Below are 24,283 nucleotides of genomic sequence, written 5' to 3' on the forward strand. Positions count from 1 at the left end.
ACGTATAATCAACGTTGTAATCAAAGCCCCAATCACTACAATCTCTGGTTCGATTTTTCAGTTAACGTTTGTATGCCGAAGTTAAACCAAGATAACCCTGTTCAAAGCTCCGCCCTTTCCGATATCGAAACCAGCAGTAAGATTCAATCGGCATTAGAACCGAAGTTTCACAAGCCAAAGAAACGTCTCTGCTTAAGCCCTGGCCTATCGGATAAGCATTTGGCGCGCCGTTGGCAAGTATTGGAACAAGTGACCAATAAAGATCATCTTCTTGATCCTTTCACACAGTCACATTGCGACGCTTACTCCAACAACATTGAGCACTTCATTGGTACTGTCAATGTGCCGGTCGGCATCGCAGGCCCTTTGCGCGTCAACGGTTTGTATGCGAACGATGACTTTTTGGTTCCGCTCGCAACGACAGAAGCCGCGTTAGTGGCTTCCTACAACCGTGGCGCAAATCTTATTACCGCCGCTGGTGGCGCGAGCGCATTGTTGCTGAGTGAAGGGGTGAGCCGAACACCAGTGTTCGCCTTTAATCACCTTGCCGACGCTGGCCAGTTCGTTAGTTGGGTTGTGACCCAGTTTGACGTATTTCGTCAAATTGCGGAATCCACCACCTCACATGGCAAACTCAAAGACATCAATGTAAATATCGAAGGAAACCATGTTTATTTGGTCTTTGAATACGTGACTGGTGACGCTTCCGGACAAAACATGGTGACCATCGCAACAAACGAAGTGTTCCATCATATTTTGGCGACCAGCCCAATCAAACCAACTCAAGCATTCTTGGATGGCAACTTATCAGGCGACAAAAAACCAAACGCGCACACGCTGCGCTCGGTACGCGGTAAGAAAGTATCCGCCGAAGTGACCATTCCTGCTGAGTTAGTGGAAAAATATCTGCATACCACGCCAGAGTCTATGGTTCAATTTGGCAAAATGACCACGGTGGGCGGTTTACTCAGCGGGGCGATTGGCGTCAACGCGCATTACGCGAATGCCCTTGCCGCGCTGTACATTGCTTGCGGTCAAGATGCCGCTTGCGTTGCAGAGTCTGCCATTGGTATCACTCGTATGGATGTGGACGCTCAAGGCAACTTGTACACGAGCGTTACCTTGCCAAACATCATGGTTGGCACGGTTGGCGGGGGCACTGGCCTTCCAACACAAAAAGCATGTTTGGATATTTTGGGGTTGCACGGCAACGGCAATGCGAAAGCCTTAGCCGAAGTCGCAGCTGCGCTTTGTCTGGCTGGCGAACTCTCGATTGTGGGCGCATTTTGTGCCGATCACTTCTCCCGGGCTCACCATAAACTTGCTAGAAAATAATCCTTTTTACTTTGTACAAGAGAACACCCATGCGGTTTTCTCTTGTGCCAATAAAACAACTTTATTTATTAGCTCATAAATTAGTTTAAGTTATATTGCAGACTTAATAATTACACCACTCTCACGTTGACCGCATTATTGCAGTATCACCACACATTCCTCGCTATATCACTGTTTGACCCGATTCTCACGCGATATTAAATATCAGTACGTTACCTAAATAAATATCAAAAACATCTAGCACTAAAGTACCAAATTCATAGATTGAGTTTTTTGTTAGTCACTTATAGAGACTATACTCGTTCCTGCAGCTGCTTGATTTTTCTAAATTTATTATTTAGCTCAAATGAGCTTAATCACTCCCGTTAAATGGATTTAAGTCGTTCCCTCGGGTAAGCGAGTTAACTATGAGACGTCAGAAACAGAATGAAACCTCTTGTTGGGTTCTAGGGTTGATCATCTTATTACTAAGTTACGTCCCTTCAGTACCAGCAGAAATGGAACTAACGCCCTCCGATCAAACCGTTGCGCGTTTCCTCTATCAGAGCACTTTTGGGCCAACACCAAGATTAATTGATGAGGTAGAAGAAGTCGGGATGGAAAGTTGGATATCTCAACAAATCAACCTTCCTGCCACCTATCATCAACCGCTCTATCGGACACCTTTTTCCAAAGGCGCACAATCCAATCGCGAAAACGCTTGGTATCAAATTGTTATTACTGCTGATGATCAACTCAGACAACGCATGGCGTATGCATTAAGCCAGATCTTAGTGGTCTCTCGCTATGGCGGTGTTCTTTCCAGTAAGCCCACAGGTCTAGTCGACTACTATGATGTATTGATTGCTAACGCTTTTGGCAACTACCGAGATTTATTATATGACGTTTCCATTCATCCTGTTATGGGCAGCTATTTGTCCATGCTCGGTAGCGCAAAAGAGAACAACACGACGGGTGCATTACCTGATGAGAACTTCGCTCGAGAGTTGATGCAGTTGTTCACCCTAGGCTTGTATGAACTGAATATCGATGGCAGTAAAAAGCTTGATCGTAAAACGGGTAAGCCTATCCCCACATATACGCAAACGGATATTCAAGAGCTCGCTCGAGCATTAACCGGGTGGAAAAATGCCGATTTAGCGTTTGTTGAACCGATGCGAGTCATCAGCCACCGACACGATGATGGCGAGAAACGATTGCTTGGTAACACAATTCCTGCTGGTTTAACTGCGCAAGAAGAGCTTTCAAAAGTGATCGATATTTTGATGTCTCATCCAAACATGGCGCCGTTTGTTTCTAAGCTACTTATCCAACGTTTTGTAACTTCGAATCCAAGTCCGGAGTACATCGCACGTGTTGCTTCGGTATTCAATAACAATGGCAAAGGAGAAAAAGGAGATTTAAACGCGGTCATTCATGCCATCTTGCTCGATTCTGAGGCTCTAGGCATGACAGATACCCCTCCAATAAAAGTGAAAGAGCCAATACTGGTCCTAACTAATTTTCATCGAGCAGCGGGTTTTACTATCAAATCTACACGTTACGAAGACGCTACTACGATGATGAATATCGCCAATCAAGGACCTCTTCGTTCTCCTTCCGTATTTAATTTTTACTCTCCTGATTACCAACCATCTAACGAGTTTACGGAGTCTGGTATTAGCTCTCCGGAGTATGAGCTACTGAACTGGTCCGTTTATACCGATTTGGTCAACTATATGTTGACCAGCACTCGCAGAGGCGGCGGTGATTCCTACACTCTCGATCTCGGCGAGTTTTATCTTCTTTTGGATGATCACGATGCCTTAGTCGAGCTGGTTAACGAACGCTTCTTTGCTGGAACGGCCTCGGCAGAACTAAAAAAACTCATGCTCACCGTGTTAGATGAATATCGTGAGGACTATGTGCCAACAACAAAGCTCGCCTTGGTGATTTTTACCGCCATTTCCGGCGATGAATTCTATATTCAGGATTAGGAGTGGATTATGGATATTTCACGACGACATTTTATAAAAAGCACTGCATCGATGGGCGCTTTAGCTTCGCTTGGTCTACCAGGTTATTCTCTCGCGGCGCCATCTAATGACTTTCGAGCATTAATATGTGTCTATTTAGCAGGTGGAAACGATGCGTTCAACACTGTACTGCCGTTGTCTGACGCGCACTATAACCAATATGCCAAAGTCAGAGGGGCTCTTTCTGTCGCCAAAGACGACATACTCCCTATCAATTTGCGTACCGCCGATAGCTCGGATAATCTGGTAGAACTTGGCTTACACCCCAAACTAAAGGCGCTGTCTTCAATTTTCGAACAAGGCGATGCCAATATCGTGCTCAATAGCGGCATTCTCAACCATCCCGTTACAAAACAAGCGATTGAGCTAGGTGAAGCGTCACTTCCCGAGCAACTATTTTCCCACAATTCACAAACAGACGCTTGGTTACTTGGTGGTATGCAAGAATCTAGCAACTTGGGTTGGGCAGGAAGAATGTTGGACGTATTAACTTCTGAATCAGAAATAACCCCACTATACAGTGTGCACGGGAACTCGCTTTGGTTACGCGCGATGGAACACCGCCAAACCGTGCTGAAAAAAGACCGTGCGGTTCAGCTTACCGCGATTGATAACCCGCTATACAAGGGGATCTATGACCAACTGCTTTCTCATCAAACAGAGAATCCGTTTAGTGGTCACTTTAATTTGATGGTTGATGAGTCGATGATGATGAGCCGCGTGCTAAGCGAGCAACTCAATCATATTGATGACGCGCCGCTGTTCACCTCATCAACACTCGGCAAGCAGATGCAAACCGTCTACAAATTGATCGCAAGCCAAGATGTGTTAAAGCAACAACGACAAGTCTTCTTCGTTAAACACTCTGGCTACGACCTACACGATTCTCAATTAGTTCGACACCCCGTACTACTCGAAGATCTAGCGACTAACCTCTTAGCAATGTATCGTGCGATTGAACGGTTGGGGCTAAACAAGCAAGTCACCTCTTTTACAATGTCTGACTTTGGTCGACGGATGACAAGCAACGGTAACGGCACCGATCACGGTTGGGGTGGTCATCAACTATTGATTGGGGGCGCGGTGAATGGTCAGCGAGCTATCGGTACATGGCCTGAACTAGTATTGGGCGGAAACGATGACTATTCTCAAGGTCGACTCATACCCCAAATTGCAGCTGATCAAGTGGGCTCAACCCTCGCGCAATGGATGGGCGTGAGTGATAACGCGGCATTGGAATACGTGTTCCCAAATATCCGCAACTTCGCTAATTCAAACCTTGGCTTTATGGCTTAAGCTGCTTTAATGAGCTCTTAATTAACTTGTCATGAAAAAGGGAGCATTTACGCTCCCTTTTCAATATCATTTCCGCTGAATGTCCGTTACGCTTCGTCGCGACGACGCTCGTTACACAGCTTAATGGCACGCTCAAGCAATTCTAGCGCGGATTGCTCACATTCAGGCAGAACCGCATCACTTTCACCAATTGGCGTTACGCGGTCACCCCATTTCAATACTGCCGCACCCCATGTCAAACCTGCACCAAATGCAGCAAGAAGCATGTTATCACCTGGGTTAACTCGGCCTTGCTCTACCGCTTCACACAATGCAATTGGCACCGTCGCTGCAGAAGTATTGCCGTAGTTTTGGATGTTCACAAACGCTTTGTCGTGTGGGATCCCAGATAGGTCACATAGGGTTTGAATAATACGAATATTCGCTTGATGAGGAATAACAACGTCGATTTGGTCAGTAGTTAACTGTGATGCTTTAAGCACGGTTTTCGCAGCTAGCCCCATGCCTTTTACCGCACGTTTGAAAATTTCTTGTCCTACAAAGTTGAAATCCCAGTAACCGTTGTCTTCCGCAAAGCGATCCATACAAGTACCAAACTTTGGCACGGATAGAATATCGCGACCTTTAGCGTCACAACCAATTTGAGATTGCAGTAGACCCGTTTCTTTTTCTGTTCTTGATAACACAACGGCGCCCGCGCCATCACCAAATAGAACAGCGGTATCTCGCATGGCCCAATCGATGTAGAAAGACAATCTTTCCGCGCCAATAATGATCGCGTTGCGATAGTTACCTGATTGAATCAAACGTGTGCCCGTTTCAAGGCCGTAGACAAATCCCGTACATGCGGCATTTAAATCAAAGGCCGCCGCAGAACGAATGCTCAAGTTCTGCTGTATTTTAGATGCGATGTTTGGAATAAGTGAATCCGGAGAACAAGTCGCCACAATGATTAAATCAACGTCGCTGGCGTCAACGCCCGCGTGCGCCAATGCGTGTTTGGCAGCAACGGTTGCCATGTCTGAAGTATTTACATGGCTAATACGGCGGTTTTCGATACCGGTGCGGGTACGAATCCACTCATCTGAAGTATCAAGGAAAGTGCTAAGATCATCGTTAGAGAGCACGGCAGGAGGAACACATTTCCCCCAACCTGTAATTTCAGCGTAGTAATTTGTCATCGCAGACCTATTTATTGTTGTATTTTAATAAAATTTCTTAGAACCTTAGGCTCAAATACAAACCTGCTCTGCGTTATTTCGGCAGGTTAAAAAATAAGTATACAAATAATGAGGCTGACTGGTAAGTCATGTTTTCATCAATACGTAATAAAGGAAGAAGTCATGTCATCGTTTAAAACTCGCTGCCCTTCATGCGGCGGTCTAAATCGTGTCCCGAATGAGCGTGTTGCAGAGTCTGCAACTTGCGGTAAATGTAAAAGTGCACTTTTTGATGGCGCGCCTATCGAAGGAACGCAAGATAACTTTTCTGCCCTATTACAAAGTGATACGCCTGTTGTCGTCGACTTTTGGGCCCCTTGGTGTAATCCGTGCGTCGGTTTTGCCCCTGTTTTCTCGGATGTCGCTCATGAACAAGCAGGAACGGCTCGTTTTGTAAAGATTGATACAGAAGCACAACAAGCGCTCGCTGCACAATTTGGCATTCGAAGCATTCCTACCATCATGGTTTTCAAGAACGGTCAACGCGTTGATATGATCAATGGTGCGCTACCTAAAACTCAGTTTGATCAATGGTTAAATCAAGCACTTAATAAGTAATTCTCCACGCCAACCTCACTGGTAGGTTGGCGTTTTTATGCAACTTATCGACCTATCTATTTAACAAATATTATTTGTCGAAACGACTTAAATTAATCATTTTACTTGCCTAACTATTAGCCTCATATTCGCGCCGAATAACCCATAGATTTCATTTAACTTATAGGCGCAAAACAGTGGAAAACACAGTCGTTCCTGCAGCATCACCACGAGTTACAGTTCCAGTCGTCGCACTGTCTCTTTATGCGGTGGCTTCGGGCTATTTAATGAGCTTGATCCCTCTCATGCTCGGTGAATACAACATCTCAGCAGATTATGCGAGTTGGTTGGCGAGTGTTTTTTATGGCGGCTTATTGGTCGGCGCGATGTTTATTGAACGTGTCGTGCGTCAAGTGGGTCACCGTAAAGCGTTTATTGGCTGCTTAGCGGCATTCTCGCTAACGATTGTCACGCTACCCGTTTTTGCTAATGGGTTAGTGTGGCTTGCTGCTCGTTTTATCGCAGGTATTGCCGTTGCGGGCGTTTTTGTCATTGTTGAATCTTGGCTAATGTCTGGCGACGAAGCATCACGTGCAAAACGTTTGAGCTTGTACATGCTATCGCTTTATGGCGGTTCTGCATTAGGCCAATTTGGCATTGGTGTACTTGGCGTAAGTGGCGGTGTTCCGTTCATTGCAATCACAACGCTGATCCTAATGGCGATGTTGGTGCTGATGTTTATTGAGTGTGAACAACCAAACAGCCATGAATCAACCGCTTTGTCATTTAAGCAAATTGCCAAGCTAAACCATGCTGCAATTATTGGTTGTGTTGTATCAGGTTTGACCTTAGGCGCGATATACGGATTAATGCCTGTTGAGCTAACTAACCGTAAAATCAACCATCAAGACATTGGTACATTGATGGCACTAGTGATCCTAGGTGGCATGTTGGTTCAACCAATGGTGACCACATTGAACAAATACATGAGCCGCACAGTGCTAATGGCGTTCTTCTGTATTTTGGGTATTTTTTCGATCGGTTTGACCTTTATTTCATCGTCAGCCGTGGTATTAGCTGCTGCTTTATTCTTTTTAGGTGCAGCTACTTTTGCCTTGTACCCAATTGCGATCAACTTAGGTTGTGAAGGACTTGATGAGCGCTTTATTGTCTCTGCCACACAAGTCATGCTGTTCAGCTACAGCATTGGCTCTGTTGCTGGCCCGGTTGTGGCTGATAAATTTATGGGCCAAGAGCATGGCTTACTAGGCTACTTGTTTGCCGCTTTGGTTGCGACTGGCGTATACATGCTACTTGCAGCAAGCAAAACCAAGCAGCGTATGGCGGCTGGCCTCTAACCACGCAACTTCCACTCAACGAAAACGAGGGCATGTCGCCCTCGTTTTTTATTCTTCGCTTTTTTGTTTAGATAAACGTTTGTGACGATTTGACGCGTTCGCTGCAGGTCTTTCCGGTACCGCGCGCTTTTCATGAAGTAAATGACGAACCGCCAAGATGGGATGTTTCAATAACATTCTGGGGCCGGAGTAACGCATGACTAAACGCATTTGCTCTTTCGGGTCCGGTTTATAACAGTGAATCGGACACTTGTTACACGTAGGTTTATTCTCTCCATAAGGACAGCGATCGAGACGAACTTCTGCGTATTCAAGCAGCTCACGACATTCTGAGCACAAGTCACTTTTTGTTCCATGGTGATCGTGACAGTAAACCTCTACCATGGCTTTTACCGTCTTAAATTCAGTGGCGAGCTTGCCAAGTAAAATATCGCTCATGAGCTTCCAAAAATCACAACGTCATTGTGTAAAGTTCTAACGTTCGGCCATTATCGTATTGCTGCTCAACTCGTTCAAACTCAAAGCCCAGTTTTTTGAGCAAACTTATACTACGAATATTGTCATTGTTGGTGATGGCAGCCAACTTATCGAGTTTCATTTCCTCTCGAGCATATTCCAGCACCGCGGTTGCCGACTCGACTCCGTAGCCGCAACCATAAGCAGAAGGTAAAAAACCATACCCAAGATCGTAGTGTTGCAATGTGTCACGTTTAACTAGCCCACAAATACCGATCGGTTGTCCATCGTCTTTTTTCTCTACTACGAGTAAACTCACACCTTTAACTTTTTGCATGCGTAGCATGTTTTCTTTTATATAACGCGCCGCTTCATATTCAGTACGAATTTGTTTATCTCCGACAAAACGATAAAAGTCTGGGTGGTTATAAAGTTCTAATATGAATGGTGCATCATCTACACTCACAAGACGTAGTATCAAACGTTCAGTGATCAGTGTTTTCATTTGGACTCCATTAAAACGCGAGAGATGATTGGGCATAGAAACGTACTTGGATCTTGCGACCGACGTAAGGGCTTATTTAGTTGTAACTTGATAAAAAAATAACTATCCTGCCCCGCTAAATTAAAGGACCACCACCATGAACCGCAAGAAGAAAATCAATCAGATCTTAAAAGCGAAGCAGAAGAAGCATAACGCTAAGCTACATAAGAGCAACAAGCCGCGTTATATCTCCAAAGCTGAACGTGCAAAAATGGAAGCTGAAGAGCAAAACCAAGCTTCGGAAAGCACGGAAAATGTTGTAGACACAGTGCCGACAGATCAAGCCTAAAAGAAAAGCCGCTTTATGCGGCTTTTTTGTTTGTTGTACGAGGAGAATTGACTCTAATATTCAACACTGTAGTTCAGTGTGAATGTGCGACCTCTTCCTTTGTAGTCGTAAGCTGCTGCATCGTAGTGTGCCGCGTAAAGAATCTGCGCACGTTGACCCCAAGCGGTTGTGTAGTCTTCGTCAAATAGGTTTTGAATACCAAAGCCTAACTGCCCAACAGGTAGTGTTACATTACCCAGAAGATCAAACGTGGTGTAGCCCTCCAACTTATTGTTGGCGTCATCTTCGTAATCAAACATCGTCTGACTTTGTAGACGAATCGAGTACGAATCTTGGTAGTATGCAGCCCATGCATTAGCCTTAGACGTACTGGCTTTACCTGCGCTCAAATCTTCCCATTTACCATCAGTTTTCAGCTCAGAAACTACGTAGTGTCCTGATGCCCCTAACAGGATATCGCGGGTCACCCAGTAATTGATGTTTGCTTCTGCACCGTAAACACGCTGCTCGTCGTCAACATTCGTAATCAACAACGTTTTTCTATCATACTTGATGGAGTTGTCTGAAAGCGAGTAATAGCCTGCCGCCTGAAGCGCAAGAGAGTTGGTATCAAGACGGTAACCGATCTCATAGCTGTCCGTTTTAATACCTGACATTTTTGAGTCAGACACATTAATGCTGTTGTTCAACGCATAATGACCGTTTGCATCCACAGCATCATAGCTGCCTTGACCATAGTACTTCGCAGGGTCAGCAAGTTCGAAACCTTGGGAGAAGTTTGCCCAAAGTTGAGATTCATCATTAAGCTGATAAATGGTGCCCAAATTAAACAGACTTACAGAGTAGTCGGTGCTGCCACCTGGTACCGCATCCGCTGACACCCCCTTACCCGAGGCAATCTTCTTTTGTACGCTATAGGCAACAAAGTCATCAATCTTATTGTCCATGTATTGATAGCGGTAACCTGCTTGAACGGACCAATCTTGATTAATTTGATAGTCACCTTGAACAAACATTGCGTAAGACGTTACATCTACACCTGGGTAACGACCAACTTCGGCGTACGTTTTATTAATCAAGTTTCCAGAGTTGTTTGCAATGCTTGGATCGAATAGAGCTTGATTGCTCTCAAAACGGTCTAAATACGCATCAACACCATAAACAAGGTTGAATGATTCCCAGTTTTTTGCCAGTGCCAAACGTCCAGCAAAAACCTCTGTCTTTTGCTGAGAAGCACCTTGGTAATAAGGAGTAAACGTTTGGTCTTCACTTCGGTAAGACAACTCGCCAATCAGTTGATGGCCGAATACGCTGTCGTGAGCGTAGTTCGCACTTAAGAGAACTCGCTCTGTACCGTGTTCACGATCGGAATCGAATCCCTCTCGTACATCAACAAATTTATTGTTAACAATGTACAAGCCGTATGGCGAATCTTGCTGGCTGTCATAGTATTGTGCGACAAGGTTTAACTTGCTGGCATCGGAGATTTGAATCTCTGTAGATCCCATCACATCAAGCGTCGAGTTGTATTGCAGAGAACCTTGGGAAATATCTGGGGTGACAATGTCGCCATTTGTGTCAAATGCACCTTGTGTCTCGGTGTACACAACCGAACCCCTAGCGGCAATTCGCTCATTACCACCTGAGATAGACTGAGCTAGTTTGTAATCAAAGTCATCGCTGCTGTTAAAGCCTGAAGTCCCACTGACATACGATTCAAATGACAAGTCATCGGAGTAAGCTTTCTTGGTGATAATGTTGATAACACCACCTGTAGCGCCAGCACCATAAATGGAGGTTGCACCAGATAGTACTTCAATTCGCTCGATGTTGAATGGGTCAATTGCATCAAGCTGACGACTAATTGGGCGAGAAGACTGCAGTGAGACACCATCAATCATCACCAACATCGCTCTGCCACGCAGGTTCTGGCCGTAGTTAGTTCGACCACCCGTACCAACGTCTAACGAAGGAATGGTTGCAGAAAGAATGTCACCAAGTGTCTTGCCCGCGCGATATTGCTGAGCAATTTCCTCTTGCCCTACAAACCAAACCGTTCCTGGAATATCAGAGATCGACTTCGGCATCACACTACCCACGACCACCATTTGTTCATCACTTGGTGTTGATGTTTGTTGAAGTTCTTCCGCAGCTATTGAGCTAACTGCGTATCCACTGCTCATCGCAAGTACGATGAGATTAAGAGAAAACGTCCTTTTTATCATTGTATTTATCTTTTTGTTGTCAACAAGAGCGTGCAATGATACTTATTCTCACTCTCAAATCGAGCACTGTTACATAAGTTAACCAAATGTTAATTAGGATTATGCTTGCTCATAAGCTGTCGATTTTTTTCTAAACGAGGACAATCTTCACAAAGCTTTCTGCCTTCACACTTATAGACTAAACAACAGCTTTTTCTGACCAATTTTAGCGGCTGATCCAGTGATGTCTCATAAAGTGAATGACTATTGTTGGCATCTAAACCCAATGCCTGTAACCACAAGATGGCATGCTCACGCAATGTCGTGTTGGTCATTTGCGGAAAACGCTGTTGAAGACGAATCAAACAAGCCATGATCCCATCCGACATCAATTGATGAGTGAAGCCTGGGCGAATGCGCGTCCATTGACTCATTTCTTGTTGGTAGAAATCGAACAACTCTCGAATTTGACGTCCGGCCTCTTTTATTAATTCTTCTGGCTTACCATGTATATGTGTTTCGTCAGCGAATCGATATCCAGACACAAAACAAGGCTTGAGTTGCTGCGCCATCTCACGAATGTTTGGCAACGTGTGGAAACCGTAAATAGAAATGAACGCAACATAAACAGGCTGCCAACACAACAAATCCCACGTTCTCGTCAACCAATACGCTTTTCCCGCTTCCGGATGAGCCTCAGACAACTGTTGGTAAAGGCCTTGAATGATCGGATTGATATCATTTTCGATATGAATAACTTCTTGCCCTATTTCGCCAATATCACCGTGCAGGTAAGGCGTAATCTCACTCGAAGTTTGAAATAGTTGCGGGAAAAATTGCTCAGACATGATGTTTTATTGTTGGTGTAGTCATTCTGACACCTTTATACCCAAGCACTAATCGCAATGCAAACTATTATCCTTTGCGTTCACATAACAAGAGCCTATTCTCATCTGTGGTCTCTGTCTTTATTTTCAAGCTCTTTGCGCCCGTAAGGTCTGGTTACGTATGCGATGAATAGCAACAAACTCTTAAACCTCTTCGCATTTAGCGCTGACATGATCGCAAAAATACACAGCATAAAAACACCCTGATAAAACTGTGTTAACAGTTTCCCTGTGTAGCGTGAGTTATTGCCAATAATTGAATATTGCTGTTTCTTATCCAAAGGAGTGTGAACAACATGAAGTATTTTCTTTCTGAATATCGGGACAATGTAATTAAGTAATTTGGCTATATAGCCCCCTGTTTTGAATAAGGAAATCCACATCATGTTGTATCTTGAGTTTCTATTTTTGCTCGTGATGCTGTATATCGGCTCACGTTATGGTGGTATAGGCCTTGGGGTCGTATCTGGTATTGGTTTGGTGATTGAAGTCTTCATCTTTAAGATGCCACCAACCTCCCCTCCTGTCACCGTTATGTTGATCATCTTAGCGGTGGTAACATGTGCATCCATTCTTGAAGCGGCTGGTGGTTTGAAATACATGCTGCAAGTTGCCGAACGTGTGCTTCGTAAAAACCCAAAACGCGTCACCCTGATCGCTCCTTTTGTTACTTACTTTATGACCTTCTTGCTCGGTACAGGTCACGCGGTTTACTCCATCATGCCAATCATTGGCGACGTTGCACTGAAAAACGGCATTCGTCCAGAACGTCCAATGGCAGCCGCTTCCGTCGCTTCGCAAATCGCGATTACGGCCTCTCCAATTTCAGCGGCAGTGGTTTACTACTTAGCCCAGCTGTCCGATATTCAACACGAGATCACTCTGCTTTCTATTCTGCTCGTTACTGTTCCAGCGACGCTATTCGGTACGTTGCTGATGTCACTTTACAGCCTAAAACGCGGTAAAGAACTGGAAGACGATGAAGAATACCAAGAGCGTTTAAAAGATCCGGTGTGGCGTGAAAAGATCCTCAACACCACTGCAACGTCTCTTGATGAAGTGCTACCAACAAGTGCTCGTAACTCTGTGTTGCTGTTCATCGCTTCTATCTTGGTTATCGTCGTTATCGCGATGTGGCCGGACATTCGTACCATAGTGGATGGCGCGAAACCAATCAGCATGGCCGTTGTGATTCAAATGATGATGCTCTGCTTCGGCGGTATCATTTTGCTTGCAACCAAAACTGACCCACGTGACGTACCAAACGGCGTAGTATTCAAATCAGGTATGGTGGCTGCCATTGCGATCTTCGGTATCGCCTGGATGTCAGATACTTACTTCCAATACGCAATGCCTCAGTTCAAATCTGGCATCGTTGAGATGGTAACCAACTACCCTTGGACGTTCGCGCTTGCGTTGTTCATTGTGTCGGTTGTAGTGAATTCTCAAGCAGCGACTGCACGTATGATGTTGCCTGTCGGTCTTGGCTTGGGTCTAGATCCTGCACTGCTTATCGGCCTAATGCCTGCGGTATACGGTTACTTCTTTATTCCGAACTACCCTTCAGACATCGCGACAGTGAACTTCGATACGTCAGGTACCACTAAGATTGGTAAGTGGTACTTCAACCATTCATTTATGTCGGTAGGTTTGATTGGTGTGATTGGTGCCTGCTGTCTGGGCTACTTGTTAGGACAAATGATCATTCCTTCATAATTAGCCAAATCAACAATAAATTAGAGGCGAGTCATTGTACGTTAGCGTACAGCCTGAATGACTCGCCTTTTCTTTGTCACGCTAGTGATTACAGTAAGAAGTCATCATCAATCGCGACAAAGTTATCGGCACAATCAATCAGAGTTTGGGATGTTAGCTTAGGCACACCATAAACAGTCACCGTTTTATTGAAGCGCTGCTGAATTCGTTCCACCAGAAGACTAAAGTCCCCATCTCCAGAAACGAGAATCACTTCCTCAACTTCAGGGGCAATTTCAATCGCATCAAGAGTAATACCGACATCCCAGTCGCCTTTCGAGCTGCCGTCACGACGCTGAATATAGGGTTTAAGCATTACCTCGAACCCAACACCGCGTAAAATGTGATGAAACTGACGCTGTTTTGGATCGTTACTCGCGATGGCATAAGCACGAGCACTCACCACCTCTTTCCCTTGCGTCGCAACATACCAAAACTGGTTGTAATCAAAATTACTGCGATACGCTTCGCGACAGGTGTAATACACATTCTGTACATCAACCAAAATGGCGATCTTTTGTTTTCTTTCTGAATTCATCTTTTCTACGCTTGATTTATTTGCTGCCTACCCTAAGTCAGTTTTGGAAAAAGCACAATGAGCCAATTCCACTAAACTTAACGTATAAACGGTATTTGGGTTTCTAGGGGAACTGTCATGGGCGGAAAGTTACTAGTGATACTACTTTCTTGTATCTTGTCATCGACAGCATTCGGTTATCCAGCACATTCAAAGTACTGGCCGCATCGGAGTGTGCTTTACTTCGCTCCAGAAAACGATGAATACGTCAAACAATTCTTGCTAGAAACACTCATGAATGAGTGTGAGTTGGAAGACAGAGATGTGGTCACATTAGTCATTACAGAACAAGGCTATACGTCTCCAGCTTGGCTCAAAGAAGAATTTGATTTGAAAATGCTTGCCAAGCTGTATGAAATTGAAAAAGGTTCACATACCGCAATTTTACTGGGTAAAGATGGCCAAGAGAAATACCGATGGGGCGCAGAAACGGATTGGCCATTTATCAACAACTTGATTGATCAAATGCCAATGCGTAAGCAAGAAATGCAGAGACGTCACAGCCCCTGCAAAATCTAACCATTAGACGAACTTATTTTCTAAACCAGTCTAGTTTGTTGTGCAACTGAGTCACGCTGCCAACGACGATCAATGCTGGACTGATCGCTTTCTCAGCCATTTCAGAAAGTTCATTTAGTTTACCTTGGAACACGCGTTGCTCTGCTCGCGTCCCATTTTCGATGATTGCGCATGACATTTCTGGATCTAAGCCGTGCGTGATGAGCTTGTCCATAATGTGGCCGCTTTGCTTCAACCCCATGTAGAACACAAGCGTGTTGTTTGATTGCGCTAACGAGCGCCATTCAATTTCGCGACCGTCTTTTTGCACGTGACCCGTGATGAATTGAACGCTTTGCGCATGATCACGGTGCGTTAGTGGAATACCTGCGTAAGCCGTCGCGCCAGCCGCAGCGGTGATCCCCGGCACCACTTCGTATTGAATACCGTATTCTGCAAGCTCTTCCAACTCTTCACCGCCGCGTCCAAAGATAAATGAATCTCCACCTTTTAGGCGCACAACGCGTTTCCCTTCTTGTGCTTTTTCCACCAAAATTTGGTTGATCTGGTCTTGTGGTACGCAGTGAAAATCGAGCTTTTTCCCGACATAAATCATCTCGGCGGATACGTGTGCTAACTCTAGAATCTCTTTAGATACCAATCGGTCATACACCACAACTTCAGCCGCTTGAATGGCTTTCAAACCTTTGACCGTCAGCAAGTCTGGATCGCCCGGCCCCGCACCAACTAGAGAAACAAAGCCGCTGTTTAAAGATGAGTTCGCAGTAGTCATATCAACGCCTATCGGAAATTTGGATATAAAGAGTAACACTCACGTTATTAACTTAAGGTTCAAACTACTCCAAGGAGTTATTACTTTTTATAGCCAAATCAATACAATATCTATTGAAAGTTAAATGAGTTAAGTAGCCCTACCTACCACAGGTAGGGCCAGATAAAAGCAGTTTATTTTGCGATTGCAGGCTCTGCTTTTACTTCTTCTTCAACTACGTTGATAGAAGGCGCTGTTTTCGCATGAGTTAGGTACAGTGGCAGACAAGTCATTACGAGACCACCAACAATGTTACCTAGAATGGTTGGGATAAGGTTGAAGTTCAACCAAGTCGCGATACCAAAATCCGCACCTAAGATCATACCCAGTGGGAATAGGAACATGTTTACCACGGTGTGCTCGAATACTAGCGCGAAGAAGATGAAGATTGGGAACCACATCATCGCTACACGACCAGACACTGAACGTGCCGTCATGTTGCCGATCACGCCTAGGCACACCATTAAGTTACAGAAGATAGCGCGTACAAAACACGTGATCCATCCGTCCATACCCATGTTTTCGAAACCAAGGCTACGGGCAGTCGATACAGCGACAAACTTCTTCGCTACCGCGTTGAGCTCTAGAGAGAAGTTACCGGTTAGAGAGATTGCCACTAGGTAAGCCACAATTAGAGAACCAATCAGGTTACCCAAACCTACCAATCCCCAGCAACGGAAAATACGACCCCAAGTGATACCCGGACGGTTAGCAAACTTAGCCAAAGGAGCAAGACCAAAAACACCTGTGACAAGGTCGTAACCCATCACACTGAGAATCACAAAGCCCACAGGGAAAACAAGCGCCCCCACAAGGCCAATGCCTGTTTGTACAATCGCGGTAATAGCAACCACCACTGCAAGAGACAGAATAACGCCTGCCATCGTGCCGCGAAGCAGAAGATCTCGAGTGCTGGTATTAATTTTCGCTTCACCCACGTTGATCATGGTTTGCACGAATTCAGCAGGTTTAAAGTCTGTAGACATGAATGTGTCCTTATTCAAAATTGAAAGTTAAAAAGTTAAAGATTGAATAGAGAAAGGCTTCCCGTTGACACCCACTGCTGTCGACATCATCTCGCTTCCCTGTTCCCCCAAGATGACGCTTGGAAAGCCTTTGTCTATTGAATCTAAGTACTCGGTGCATTCCCTCCCCTTAAGGAGGAGGGAATGCAAACCAAGCTTATGCAGAAATTTCTACTTCACCGTTGGTTACGCGCGTTTTATACGCTTTCACGTTAAAACGCTCGTCTTCCATGCACGCACCTGTTGTCAGGTTAAAGCGTTGCTTTTTAAGTGGGCTTGCTACCCAAAGTTCGCCTTGGTGCTCACAAATCAAACCGCGAGAAAGCACGTTTGATTGGAAGAACGGGTCTGTGTTGCTGATCGCCAGCACTTCTTCTGCTTGTGTTGGGCGGAATACCGCAACTTGCTGACCATCAACCAGTGCACAAACGCCAGTGCCCGGTACGATGTCGTTGATTTGGCAAATCTTTTCAAATGACATGTTCAACCTTCCCTTATGCTTCAGTGATCGCTACGTGTAGGATGTCGCCTTTCGCTTCAGGATGTTTCTCCGTGAAGGTCGCTGGACGGTGCTGTTCGCGCTCTTGAACAAACACAACATTGTCATCGCGCTTGTCAGAGTTGATGAAGTGTGCGAAACGAGTCAGTTGTGATTCGTCATTGATGGTTGCAGTCCACTCACATTCGTACTCATCTACAAGCTTCGCTACGTCTGCTTCTAGTTGAGCGTTAATGCCAAGTTTGTCTTCAACAATCACTTCGCGTAGGTAGTCAACGCCACCTTCCATGTTTTCCATCCAAACCGATGTACGTTGTAGTGGTGCAGCAGTACGGATGTAGAACATCATGAAGCGGTCGATATACTTGATTAGCGTTTCTTTATCTAGGTCACTTGCAAGTAGGTCTGCGTGACGAGGTTTCATGCCGCCGTTACCACATACGTACATGTTCCAACCTGCGTCAGTCGCGATGATACCAAGGTCTTTACCTTGTGCTTCCGCACACTCACGAGTACAGCCAGAAACACCGAACTTCATCTTATGAGGTGTACGAATGCCTTTGTAACGGTTCTCAATATAAGAGCCTAAACCAACAGAATCTTGAACGCCGTAACGACACCACGTTGAGCCAACACATGTCTTCGCCATACGAAGTGCTTTTGCGTACGCTTGACCTGTTTCGAAGCCAGCGTCGATAAGCTTGCGCCAGATCTCTGGAAGATCGTCTTTTTGAGCACCGAACAGACCAATACGTTGAGCACCGGTTACTTTGGTGTATAGGTTGTATTCTGCAGCAACGTTCGCTAGTGCACCCAGTGCTTGAGGTGTAACTTCACCACCCGCCATACGTGGGATTACGGAGTAAGTACCATCTTTTTGAATGTTACCTAGGAAGTTATCGTTGGTGTCGTGCAGCTTAACCAGTTGTGGCTTAAGAATGTGCTCACCCCAGCAAGAAGCCAAGATAGAACCAGCCAGTGGTTTACAAACTTCACAGCCGTAACCTTTACCGTATTTCTCTAAAAGCTCATCAAACGTTTTGATCTCTTCGATACGGATTAGGTGGAACAACTCTTGGCGTGAGTAAGCAAAGTGCTCACAAACGTCGTTCTTCACTTCAATACCAGATTTAGCAAGCTCTGCGTTTAGAACAGAAGTGACTAGAGGAATACAACCACCACAGCCTGTGCCAGCGCCAGTCACTGCTTTGATGTCGCCCAATGTATGGTGGCCATCAGCAACCGCTTGTGCGATCTTGCCTTTGGTTACATCGAAACATGAACAGATCACTGCGCTTTCTGGTAGAGCGTCTGCACCTAGTGCTGGTTTCTCAGCGCCTGCGTGTGCAGGAAGGATCAATGCGTCTGGGTGTTCTGGTAGGTCGATTTCGTTCAACATCAATTGAAGCAGATCGCCGTAGTCAGACGTATCACCCACGAGTACTGCACCTAGCAGCTTCTTGTTGTCTTCAGAAACGATAAGACGTTTGTAAACTTCTTGCTCTTCGTTCTGGTAAACGTAACTCTTACAGCCTTCAGTACGACCGTTCGCATCACCGATAGAACCTACTTTCACGCCCAACAATTTCAGCTTCGCAGACATGTCAGCGCCTTCGAATTTGCTTTCTGTGTTACCCAGTAGGTGATCAACGGCAACCGTCGCCATCTTGTAACCCGGAGCAACAAGACCGTAGAACATTTCGTTCCAAGACGCACACTCACCGATAGCGTAGATGTTCTCATCAGAAGTCTGACAATGGTCGTTGATAGCAACACCGCCACGAGGGCCAAGTTCTAGCTCCATTTGGCGAGCCAGTTTGTCTTGTGGACGAATACCCGCTGAAAATACAATGAAGTCTGTCTCTAACTCAGTGCCGTCAGCGAAACGCATGACGTTACGAGCATTTTTACCTTCTGCTGCAATCTCAAGCGTATTTTTGCTAGTGTGAACGTTCACGCCCATACGCTCGATCTTTTGACGAAGTTGGTTACCACCAGCAAGGTCAAGTTGCTCAGCCATCAGCTTTGGTGCGAACTCAACAACGTGTGTTTCTACACCCAATGCTTTTAGTGCGCCTGCCGCTTCAAGACCGAGTAGACCACCACCGATAACCACGCCTGATTTGCTGTTTTTCGCACACGCTTCAATCGCTTTTAGATCTTCGATCGTGCGGTAAACAAAACAGTCTTTGCTTTCATGACCTTTGATAGGCGGGACAAATGGGAATGAGCCTGTAGCAAGAATCAGCTTGTCGTATTGAACTTCACGGCCAGTGCTTGAGTAAACAATGCGGTTTTCACGGTTAATGTTAATCGCACGTTCACCGATCAACATATTGATGCCGTGTTTCTCGTAGAAGCCTTCTTTCACTAAAGAAAGTTCATCTGCAGTGTGGTGAGAAAAGTAAGAGGAAAGGTGCACACGGTCGTATGCGACACGAGGTTCTTCACAGAAAACGGTAATCTCCATATTAGAGATATCAGCTTTCTCGACTAAGTCTTCAATATAACGGTGCCCTACCATACCGTTACCGATGACTACTAGCTTCAACTTGCTCATTATAATTCCTAAGGGTTAGGTTCTTATCACTGAGCTCATTGTTAATTGTGAAAGAAAATTAATACATGATGTAAATCAATTACAATTTCAAACTACCCTAAAGGGGTAGATGAACGTTTTTATCTTGATATTGAAGAATAAAAGGTAATTTATTAACGGATGTTGGTAGTTTTTAAAAAATGAGATAACCGCAGTCATGCTCACAAAGGGCTATACAGTTTTGGCTTTTACAGAATGGCAATGATTGTCGAGTTAAACCACGCTAACGATAAACCCTGCTTTGTTTAAAAACAAAGCATTCGTTTTAACCTAGCCGTTTCAAGGCTATTAAAGGTGAACAACTGAAGTGACTGAAAGTTTTAGAAAAATCAAGTCTCACAACAAAAATCTTTTACTAGCTAAGTCGCACTATAAAGACTAGAATCTGATTTAGTTCATATGGAATAAAATCCATATGATTGATACCGTAATTGACATATAGAGTGCCGTCCCATGTTTGTGAGGCGGCCTTTTATTTGGGAGTCATAAAATGTCAGAAAACAATTCTATCTACATTTCAAGCTTAGATATGAACCGAATCACGGCTTTGTTGGATAAAATGCCAAACATCGCGGCGGAGCTTGTTGAGCTAGAAGCAGAGCTAGACCGTGCGACGGTTCTTGAGCCAGAACAAATGCCAGATAATGTGGTCACGATGAACTCAACTGTAGAGTTTAAATTTGCAGGTGAAGATAGAACCATGACAAAGACACTGGTTTACCCATCTGAGCTGAAAAGCAGTGATGATATTTCCATTTTTGCGCCCGTAGGCAGCGCACTGATCGGTTTGTCTGTTGGTCAAAAGCTTGAATGGCCAATGCCAAATAATCAAGTGAAGACAATTGAAATTGTCGATATCACCTACCAGCCTGAGCGTTGTGGTGCACTAAACCGCTAACCCTCAGTAGTCCCGGTGCAAAGGCCTCATTTATGACTTTGCACCAGGAGAGCCCCTCGCTTGTCCCCTATTTCCTTCTTTGTTTTTCCAAGCATTTACTTTGCTGCTCTTAAGTAACATCACCGATTCTTTATTATTTACCGCATATTCAATGCCTATATCTCCAAGCTCAATCATAGAAATTGCAAAGTATTTTTCGTATATTGTCGCTCCGAAAACGACGTAAATTATGCGCAAAATGGAAGAATATCTAACTCGAATTGCCGTCTTAGAAAAAGAAAATGAAGAGCTGAAGCGGAAGAATGCGCGACTACAAGAAAAGTTGAATGCTGCACTCGACAGTAATGGACTGTGTTTGTGGGAGCAGCATATTCCTTCAGGTACTTTGACGATATTCAATATGCAGTGGGGCAAAATGCTAGGTTATCAGCCCCATGAGTTAACCGCGACGGTTGAAACGTGGAAAAACAATCTCCACCCTGAAGATTATGATCTTGCGGTGGGTGCATTTGAAGATCACCTAGCTGGCAAAACCGACCTTTATGAGGTAGTTCATCGCATGATTCATAAAGACGGCAGTGATAGTTGGGTCTACGATCGAGGGCGCATCGTCGAGTATGGTTCTGATGGCGAACCACTACGCATGATGGGCACTCATATCGATATTACAAAAGAAAAGCGATATGAGCAGCAACTGGCTAAGTTAGCTTCGAGTGATCCATTGACCGGACTGTTAAATAGAAAAGCAATTGAGGAAAACTTTAATCATCAACCTCAAACCAAGCCGTCTCAGCAGTCTGCCTTAGTGTTTGTTGATATAGATAATTTTAAAGCAGTTAACGACCAGCTAGGCCATCATACTGGTGATACTCTCCTCATTAATATCGCCAATAGCTTAACAGAGCTTGCGCCAAGCAAGTCTCAAGTCGGACGCATAGGAGGAGATGAGTTTGTCGTTTTAAGCTCTTATTCAAATCAAGAAGAAATATCTCAACTTTGTGATCGACTCTTAAGTTCCATCATTCCTGCGATAAATCAGGACTTAAATAAAGTAACGATTGGAATGAGCATCGGTGTTTGTCTATTTGATAAAGGAAAACAACAGTTTAATGAAGTTTATCAAAAAGCCGATCATGCAATGTATGAGATAAAGAAAAATGGCAAAAATGGCGTTGCCTATATCCAGATATAATAAGTCTCTTGTTTTTTGAAATTAATATTTCTTTAATTTGACAATGTTCTCTATGGAATTGATAGCGTCTTATTTTTAATAAGTCATTCATATAGGAAACAAAAGAAATAACAAACAATTAAGAGAGTTGCATACTACACGGTGTAATATTATTACTGTCTTTGTGACTGCTTTTGTTGCATACAATATTATTTCTTATTATTTTTATAAAAACCACTAGTAAAAAGTAGTTAAACATTATAATTCATAAACTTATAAAAACCGAAATGCATGGTTGAATTTTAACCACCCCTTCTACTAATATCTCGCCTCGTGTTTAAAAGTAATAAACACACACAAATATAAAACAAACTTTATAAAACATAATGCACACTTGATAATTACTGGTTCTATTTGGGTAGAGCTCGGTATTTATTTTATTTAAAACATTATGAATTTGTAATTTCATTTAATATCAAAATATTAAGTAGGTATATAAATTGAAGAAGGTTATCCTCCCTCAATTGGGCTTTGTTGCGTCAAATTTACGCTTGCTAGCTCTTGGCTTTGTAACCCTCGTGTCAGCATATTCTTTTTCATCAGAGGTTTATGCTGAGCAAGTGGCTAGTGGTGAACAAAAAACATTAGTTGTACTCGTCAATTTCCAAGAAAACCCTCAAGAGATCCCGATCTCTAAAGAAGACGCCCATCATGTTGTTTTTAATACCGTTAGCGACTTCTATTCGCAAATGTCCCAGGGGCAACTTTGGCTATCTGGTGATGTTGCTGGAACATTCACCTTACCGATATCAAACCAAATTTGCGATGATGATGCTGTAGCAGCGGAAGCCAACAAAATGGCTGAAACTGCGGGATATCAACTATCAAACTATGACCGTTTTATCTACTTAACAACCAAAACTGGATGTGCATCAGAAGGCTCTGGTAGTCAAGGAGTAACTCCCTCTAGAGCGTCAATAAATGCGGTTTTCGAGCCTCGAGTTATCGCCCATGAATTAGGACATAATTTTGGATTGCATCACGCTTCCGCACTCAACTGTAAAGACGGTACTTTAGCTGGTGATTGCCGTGTCATAGAGTACGGTGATAGCTACGATACAATGGGTAACTACGATATGGGTTACTTTAGCGCCTTCCAATTGGAAAACTTAGGGTGGCAGACCTCCCCTGCTCAAATCATTTCTAGTGATGGTGTTTACTCTATTGATGCCTATGAAGACTTTGAAAGTACTTCATCAAAAGTTTTAAAAATCCCAAGAGGTACCGATCCAATTACAGGTCAGCGCCAATGGTTTTACGTTGAATATCGACAAGCTCTTGGCTACGACAGCTTTTTACGTGACCGTTCGTACATCGTATACCGCCAAGATGTGACAGAAGGTGTGGTTGTGCGCCTAGCGACAGACGGTGATCTTAAAAGTAGCCGCTTGCTACACATGAAGCCTGACTCCACTTTCAAACAATTATTTGGGAGTAATGACTGGGAAGACCCTGCTCTTCCAATTGGTGGAACATTCACCGATACAAAAACAGGCGTGTCGATTACTTTGGAAAGTGCTAATGGTCAAAACGCACAGGTCAGTGTCATATTTGGTGGTGAATCCGGGCAATGCGTTGCGACATCGCCTCTACTCTCTCTAACCCCACTATCAGGTTCTGATGCAAATGCTGGAGAAACGTTAGCGTATAATCTTAAAGTGACGAACCAGAACAATACAGAATGTGCAGACGCGACTTATACAACGGCTTTAAGCGTTCCTGACGAATGGAATTATGACGCAAGCGCGTTGACGGTTCCTTCCGGCATGAGTGCAGAAACGACGGTCATGGTTACGTCAAACAGCGATGCTCAGCCGAACTCTTACAGCATAACCGTTGACGTTATAGATGCTGAAAATGAACAATCAGCCAAAACCGAGCTATCTTACACAGTGTTGTCTGAGTCAACGTCACCACTTGAAGCGGTGAATGATAGCGTAACGATCAGCGATAAATCCGTCGTTCGCATCCAACAGTTAAATAATGACTCGTTTGAACAATCGACCTCTCTTGCGATTACGGTCGCTAAGCCAAACAAAGGCAGCGCCCGTGTACTGAGTGATGGCTCCATTGAATACACACCTTCGAAGAAGTTTAAGAATAATGATTCATTTACTTATACGATCAGTGACGGTCAATCTTCTTCAACCGCGACGATTAGTATCACCTTACAATCGACTTCTGGTGGGAATGGTGGTGGAAACGGTAAAGGGAAACCGAACTAAATC

Annotated in this window: 21 protein-coding genes; 11 read left to right on the plus strand and 10 right to left on the minus strand. The window is 44.4% G+C overall.

Translation table 11 applies throughout. From position 1 onward, the window contains the following. Positions 1 to 72: 72 nt before the first annotated feature. The 3 genes from D8S93_RS16445 to D8S93_RS16455 all read left to right on the plus strand — a co-directional run bounded on the left by D8S93_RS16445 (position 73) and on the right by D8S93_RS16455 (position 4,646). A complete protein-coding gene (locus D8S93_RS16445) occupies positions 73 to 1,335 on the plus strand; it encodes a hydroxymethylglutaryl-CoA reductase (protein WP_152814315.1) in 1,263 nt (420 codons plus the stop codon). Between the two features lie 407 nt (positions 1,336 to 1,742). Continuing rightward, positions 1,743 to 3,311 (plus strand): DUF1800 domain-containing protein, encoded by a 1,569-nt coding sequence (locus D8S93_RS16450; RefSeq protein ID WP_152814317.1) that lies wholly within the window; start codon positions 1,743 to 1,745, stop codon positions 3,309 to 3,311. A 9-nt stretch (positions 3,312 to 3,320) separates the two neighbouring features. Next, positions 3,321 to 4,646: a DUF1501 domain-containing protein gene (locus tag D8S93_RS16455; RefSeq protein ID WP_152814319.1), complete on the plus strand. Its 1,326-nt coding sequence runs from the start codon at positions 3,321 to 3,323 to the stop codon at positions 4,644 to 4,646. A gap of 86 nt (positions 4,647 to 4,732) precedes the next feature. Here the strand turns inward: D8S93_RS16455 and D8S93_RS16460 are convergent, their stop codons facing one another. Further along, positions 4,733 to 5,827 (minus strand): ketoacyl-ACP synthase III, encoded by a 1,095-nt coding sequence (locus tag D8S93_RS16460; protein ID WP_152814321.1) that lies wholly within the window; start codon positions 5,825 to 5,827, stop codon positions 4,733 to 4,735. A gap of 162 nt (positions 5,828 to 5,989) precedes the next feature. On the opposite strand from D8S93_RS16460, the gene trxC reads away from it, so the two are divergent. Together trxC and D8S93_RS16470 are read left to right on the plus strand one after the other, a co-directional pair. After that, positions 5,990 to 6,424, plus strand: a complete 435-nt coding sequence (gene trxC / locus D8S93_RS16465; protein WP_152814323.1) for a thioredoxin TrxC — start codon at positions 5,990 to 5,992, stop codon at positions 6,422 to 6,424. 176 nt (positions 6,425 to 6,600) lie between these two features. Continuing rightward, positions 6,601 to 7,761 carry an MFS transporter gene (locus D8S93_RS16470; RefSeq protein ID WP_012842235.1) on the plus strand — a complete coding sequence of 387 codons (1,161 nt, stop codon included), beginning with the start codon at positions 6,601 to 6,603 and terminating at the stop codon, positions 7,759 to 7,761. Between the two features lie 48 nt (positions 7,762 to 7,809). Here the strand turns inward: D8S93_RS16470 and D8S93_RS16475 are convergent, their stop codons facing one another. Both D8S93_RS16475 and D8S93_RS16480 read right to left on the minus strand, forming a co-directional pair. Beyond that, entirely contained in the window at positions 7,810 to 8,199 is a 390-nt protein-coding gene (locus D8S93_RS16475; protein ID WP_152814325.1) for a nitrous oxide-stimulated promoter family protein, read from the minus strand. A gap of 13 nt (positions 8,200 to 8,212) precedes the next feature. Further along, positions 8,213 to 8,722, minus strand: a complete 510-nt coding sequence (locus D8S93_RS16480; protein ID WP_150916495.1) for a GNAT family N-acetyltransferase — start codon at positions 8,720 to 8,722, stop codon at positions 8,213 to 8,215. A gap of 136 nt (positions 8,723 to 8,858) precedes the next feature. Here D8S93_RS16480 and D8S93_RS16485 point away from each other — a divergent pair, with 136 nt between their 5' ends. Further along, on the plus strand, positions 8,859 to 9,050 hold the full coding sequence (locus D8S93_RS16485; protein ID WP_012842232.1) for a DUF2986 domain-containing protein: 192 nt from the start codon (positions 8,859 to 8,861) through the stop codon (positions 9,048 to 9,050). A gap of 53 nt (positions 9,051 to 9,103) precedes the next feature. Here the strand turns inward: D8S93_RS16485 and D8S93_RS16490 are convergent, their stop codons facing one another. Together D8S93_RS16490 and D8S93_RS16495 are read right to left on the minus strand one after the other, a co-directional pair. After that, entirely contained in the window at positions 9,104 to 11,275 is a 2,172-nt protein-coding gene (locus D8S93_RS16490; protein WP_152814327.1) for a TonB-dependent receptor, read from the minus strand. An 89-nt stretch (positions 11,276 to 11,364) separates the two neighbouring features. After that, positions 11,365 to 12,102: a siderophore ferric iron reductase gene (locus tag D8S93_RS16495; RefSeq protein WP_104970740.1), complete on the minus strand. Its 738-nt coding sequence runs from the start codon at positions 12,100 to 12,102 to the stop codon at positions 11,365 to 11,367. Between the two features lie 423 nt (positions 12,103 to 12,525). Between D8S93_RS16495 and D8S93_RS16505 the strand changes: the two genes are divergently transcribed. Continuing rightward, entirely contained in the window at positions 12,526 to 13,857 is a 1,332-nt protein-coding gene (locus tag D8S93_RS16505) for an anaerobic C4-dicarboxylate transporter (RefSeq protein ID WP_005394592.1), read from the plus strand. Positions 13,858 to 13,945: 88 nt separating this feature from the next. Here D8S93_RS16505 and D8S93_RS16510 read toward each other — a convergent pair whose 3' ends face one another. Further along, a complete protein-coding gene (locus D8S93_RS16510; protein ID WP_005394594.1) occupies positions 13,946 to 14,434 on the minus strand; it encodes an NYN domain-containing protein in 489 nt (162 codons plus the stop codon). Between the two features lie 117 nt (positions 14,435 to 14,551). Between D8S93_RS16510 and D8S93_RS16515 the strand changes: the two genes are divergently transcribed. After that, the gene (locus D8S93_RS16515; RefSeq protein WP_012842228.1) at positions 14,552 to 14,992 is read left to right on the plus strand and encodes a DUF4174 domain-containing protein; all 441 of its coding nucleotides are present in this window, start codon (positions 14,552 to 14,554) and stop codon (positions 14,990 to 14,992) included. A 13-nt stretch (positions 14,993 to 15,005) separates the two neighbouring features. Here D8S93_RS16515 and cobA read toward each other — a convergent pair whose 3' ends face one another. The 4 genes from cobA to nirB all read right to left on the minus strand — a co-directional run bounded on the left by cobA (position 15,006) and on the right by nirB (position 19,887). Further along, positions 15,006 to 15,764, minus strand: coding sequence for a uroporphyrinogen-III C-methyltransferase (gene cobA, locus D8S93_RS16520; RefSeq protein ID WP_152814329.1), 759 nt, complete (start codon positions 15,762 to 15,764; stop codon positions 15,006 to 15,008). A 173-nt stretch (positions 15,765 to 15,937) separates the two neighbouring features. Further along, complete coding sequence (locus D8S93_RS16525; protein ID WP_005394601.1) at positions 15,938 to 16,789, minus strand: formate/nitrite transporter family protein; 852 nt, start codon at positions 16,787 to 16,789, stop codon at positions 15,938 to 15,940. Positions 16,790 to 16,985: 196 nt separating this feature from the next. Further along, positions 16,986 to 17,309: a nitrite reductase small subunit NirD gene (nirD, locus tag D8S93_RS16530; protein ID WP_046875391.1), complete on the minus strand. Its 324-nt coding sequence runs from the start codon at positions 17,307 to 17,309 to the stop codon at positions 16,986 to 16,988. A 13-nt stretch (positions 17,310 to 17,322) separates the two neighbouring features. Continuing rightward, complete coding sequence (nirB, locus tag D8S93_RS16535; RefSeq protein ID WP_152814331.1) at positions 17,323 to 19,887, minus strand: nitrite reductase large subunit NirB; 2,565 nt, start codon at positions 19,885 to 19,887, stop codon at positions 17,323 to 17,325. 529 nt (positions 19,888 to 20,416) lie between these two features. Between nirB and rnk the strand changes: the two genes are divergently transcribed. The 3 genes from rnk (at position 20,417) to D8S93_RS16555 (ending at position 24,280) form a co-directional block, all read left to right on the plus strand. Next, the gene (rnk, locus tag D8S93_RS16540) at positions 20,417 to 20,824 is read left to right on the plus strand and encodes a nucleoside diphosphate kinase regulator (protein WP_005394604.1); all 408 of its coding nucleotides are present in this window, start codon (positions 20,417 to 20,419) and stop codon (positions 20,822 to 20,824) included. A gap of 238 nt (positions 20,825 to 21,062) precedes the next feature. Then, positions 21,063 to 22,016, plus strand: coding sequence for a diguanylate cyclase domain-containing protein (locus D8S93_RS16550; RefSeq protein ID WP_104970831.1), 954 nt, complete (start codon positions 21,063 to 21,065; stop codon positions 22,014 to 22,016). Positions 22,017 to 22,495: 479 nt separating this feature from the next. Beyond that, positions 22,496 to 24,280: an Ig-like domain-containing protein gene (locus D8S93_RS16555; protein WP_152814333.1), complete on the plus strand. Its 1,785-nt coding sequence runs from the start codon at positions 22,496 to 22,498 to the stop codon at positions 24,278 to 24,280. Positions 24,281 to 24,283: the final 3 nt, after the last annotated feature.

The sequence above is a fragment of the Vibrio sp. VGrn 2 genome, from assembly GCF_009361695.1.
Lineage (GTDB): Bacteria > Pseudomonadota > Gammaproteobacteria > Enterobacterales > Vibrionaceae > Vibrio > Vibrio diabolicus.

Coding starts and splice junctions, on each gene's coding strand:
- D8S93_RS16450 (WP_152814317.1), top strand. CDS start 1,743: ATGAGACGTCAGAAACAGAATGAAACCTCTTGTTGGGTTCTAGGGTTG.
- D8S93_RS16455 (WP_152814319.1), top strand. CDS start 3,321: ATGGATATTTCACGACGACATTTTATAAAAAGCACTGCATCGATGGGC.
- D8S93_RS16480 (WP_150916495.1), bottom strand. CDS start 8,722: ATGAAAACACTGATCACTGAACGTTTGATACTACGTCTTGTGAGTGTA.
- D8S93_RS16505 (WP_005394592.1), top strand. CDS start 12,526: ATGTTGTATCTTGAGTTTCTATTTTTGCTCGTGATGCTGTATATCGGC.
- cobA (WP_152814329.1), bottom strand. CDS start 15,764: ATGACTACTGCGAACTCATCTTTAAACAGCGGCTTTGTTTCTCTAGTT.
- D8S93_RS16510 (WP_005394594.1), bottom strand. CDS start 14,434: ATGAATTCAGAAAGAAAACAAAAGATCGCCATTTTGGTTGATGTACAG.
- D8S93_RS16515 (WP_012842228.1), top strand. CDS start 14,552: ATGGGCGGAAAGTTACTAGTGATACTACTTTCTTGTATCTTGTCATCG.
- D8S93_RS16475 (WP_152814325.1), bottom strand. CDS start 8,199: ATGAGCGATATTTTACTTGGCAAGCTCGCCACTGAATTTAAGACGGTA.
- rnk (WP_005394604.1), top strand. CDS start 20,417: ATGTCAGAAAACAATTCTATCTACATTTCAAGCTTAGATATGAACCGA.
- D8S93_RS16550 (WP_104970831.1), top strand. CDS start 21,063: ATGGAAGAATATCTAACTCGAATTGCCGTCTTAGAAAAAGAAAATGAA.
- D8S93_RS16445 (WP_152814315.1), top strand. CDS start 73: ATGCCGAAGTTAAACCAAGATAACCCTGTTCAAAGCTCCGCCCTTTCC.
- D8S93_RS16525 (WP_005394601.1), bottom strand. CDS start 16,789: ATGTCTACAGACTTTAAACCTGCTGAATTCGTGCAAACCATGATCAAC.
- trxC (WP_152814323.1), top strand. CDS start 5,990: ATGTCATCGTTTAAAACTCGCTGCCCTTCATGCGGCGGTCTAAATCGT.
- nirB (WP_152814331.1), bottom strand. CDS start 19,887: ATGAGCAAGTTGAAGCTAGTAGTCATCGGTAACGGTATGGTAGGGCAC.
- D8S93_RS16460 (WP_152814321.1), bottom strand. CDS start 5,827: ATGACAAATTACTACGCTGAAATTACAGGTTGGGGGAAATGTGTTCCT.
- D8S93_RS16485 (WP_012842232.1), top strand. CDS start 8,859: ATGAACCGCAAGAAGAAAATCAATCAGATCTTAAAAGCGAAGCAGAAG.
- D8S93_RS16495 (WP_104970740.1), bottom strand. CDS start 12,102: ATGTCTGAGCAATTTTTCCCGCAACTATTTCAAACTTCGAGTGAGATT.
- nirD (WP_046875391.1), bottom strand. CDS start 17,309: ATGTCATTTGAAAAGATTTGCCAAATCAACGACATCGTACCGGGCACT.
- D8S93_RS16490 (WP_152814327.1), bottom strand. CDS start 11,275: ATGATAAAAAGGACGTTTTCTCTTAATCTCATCGTACTTGCGATGAGC.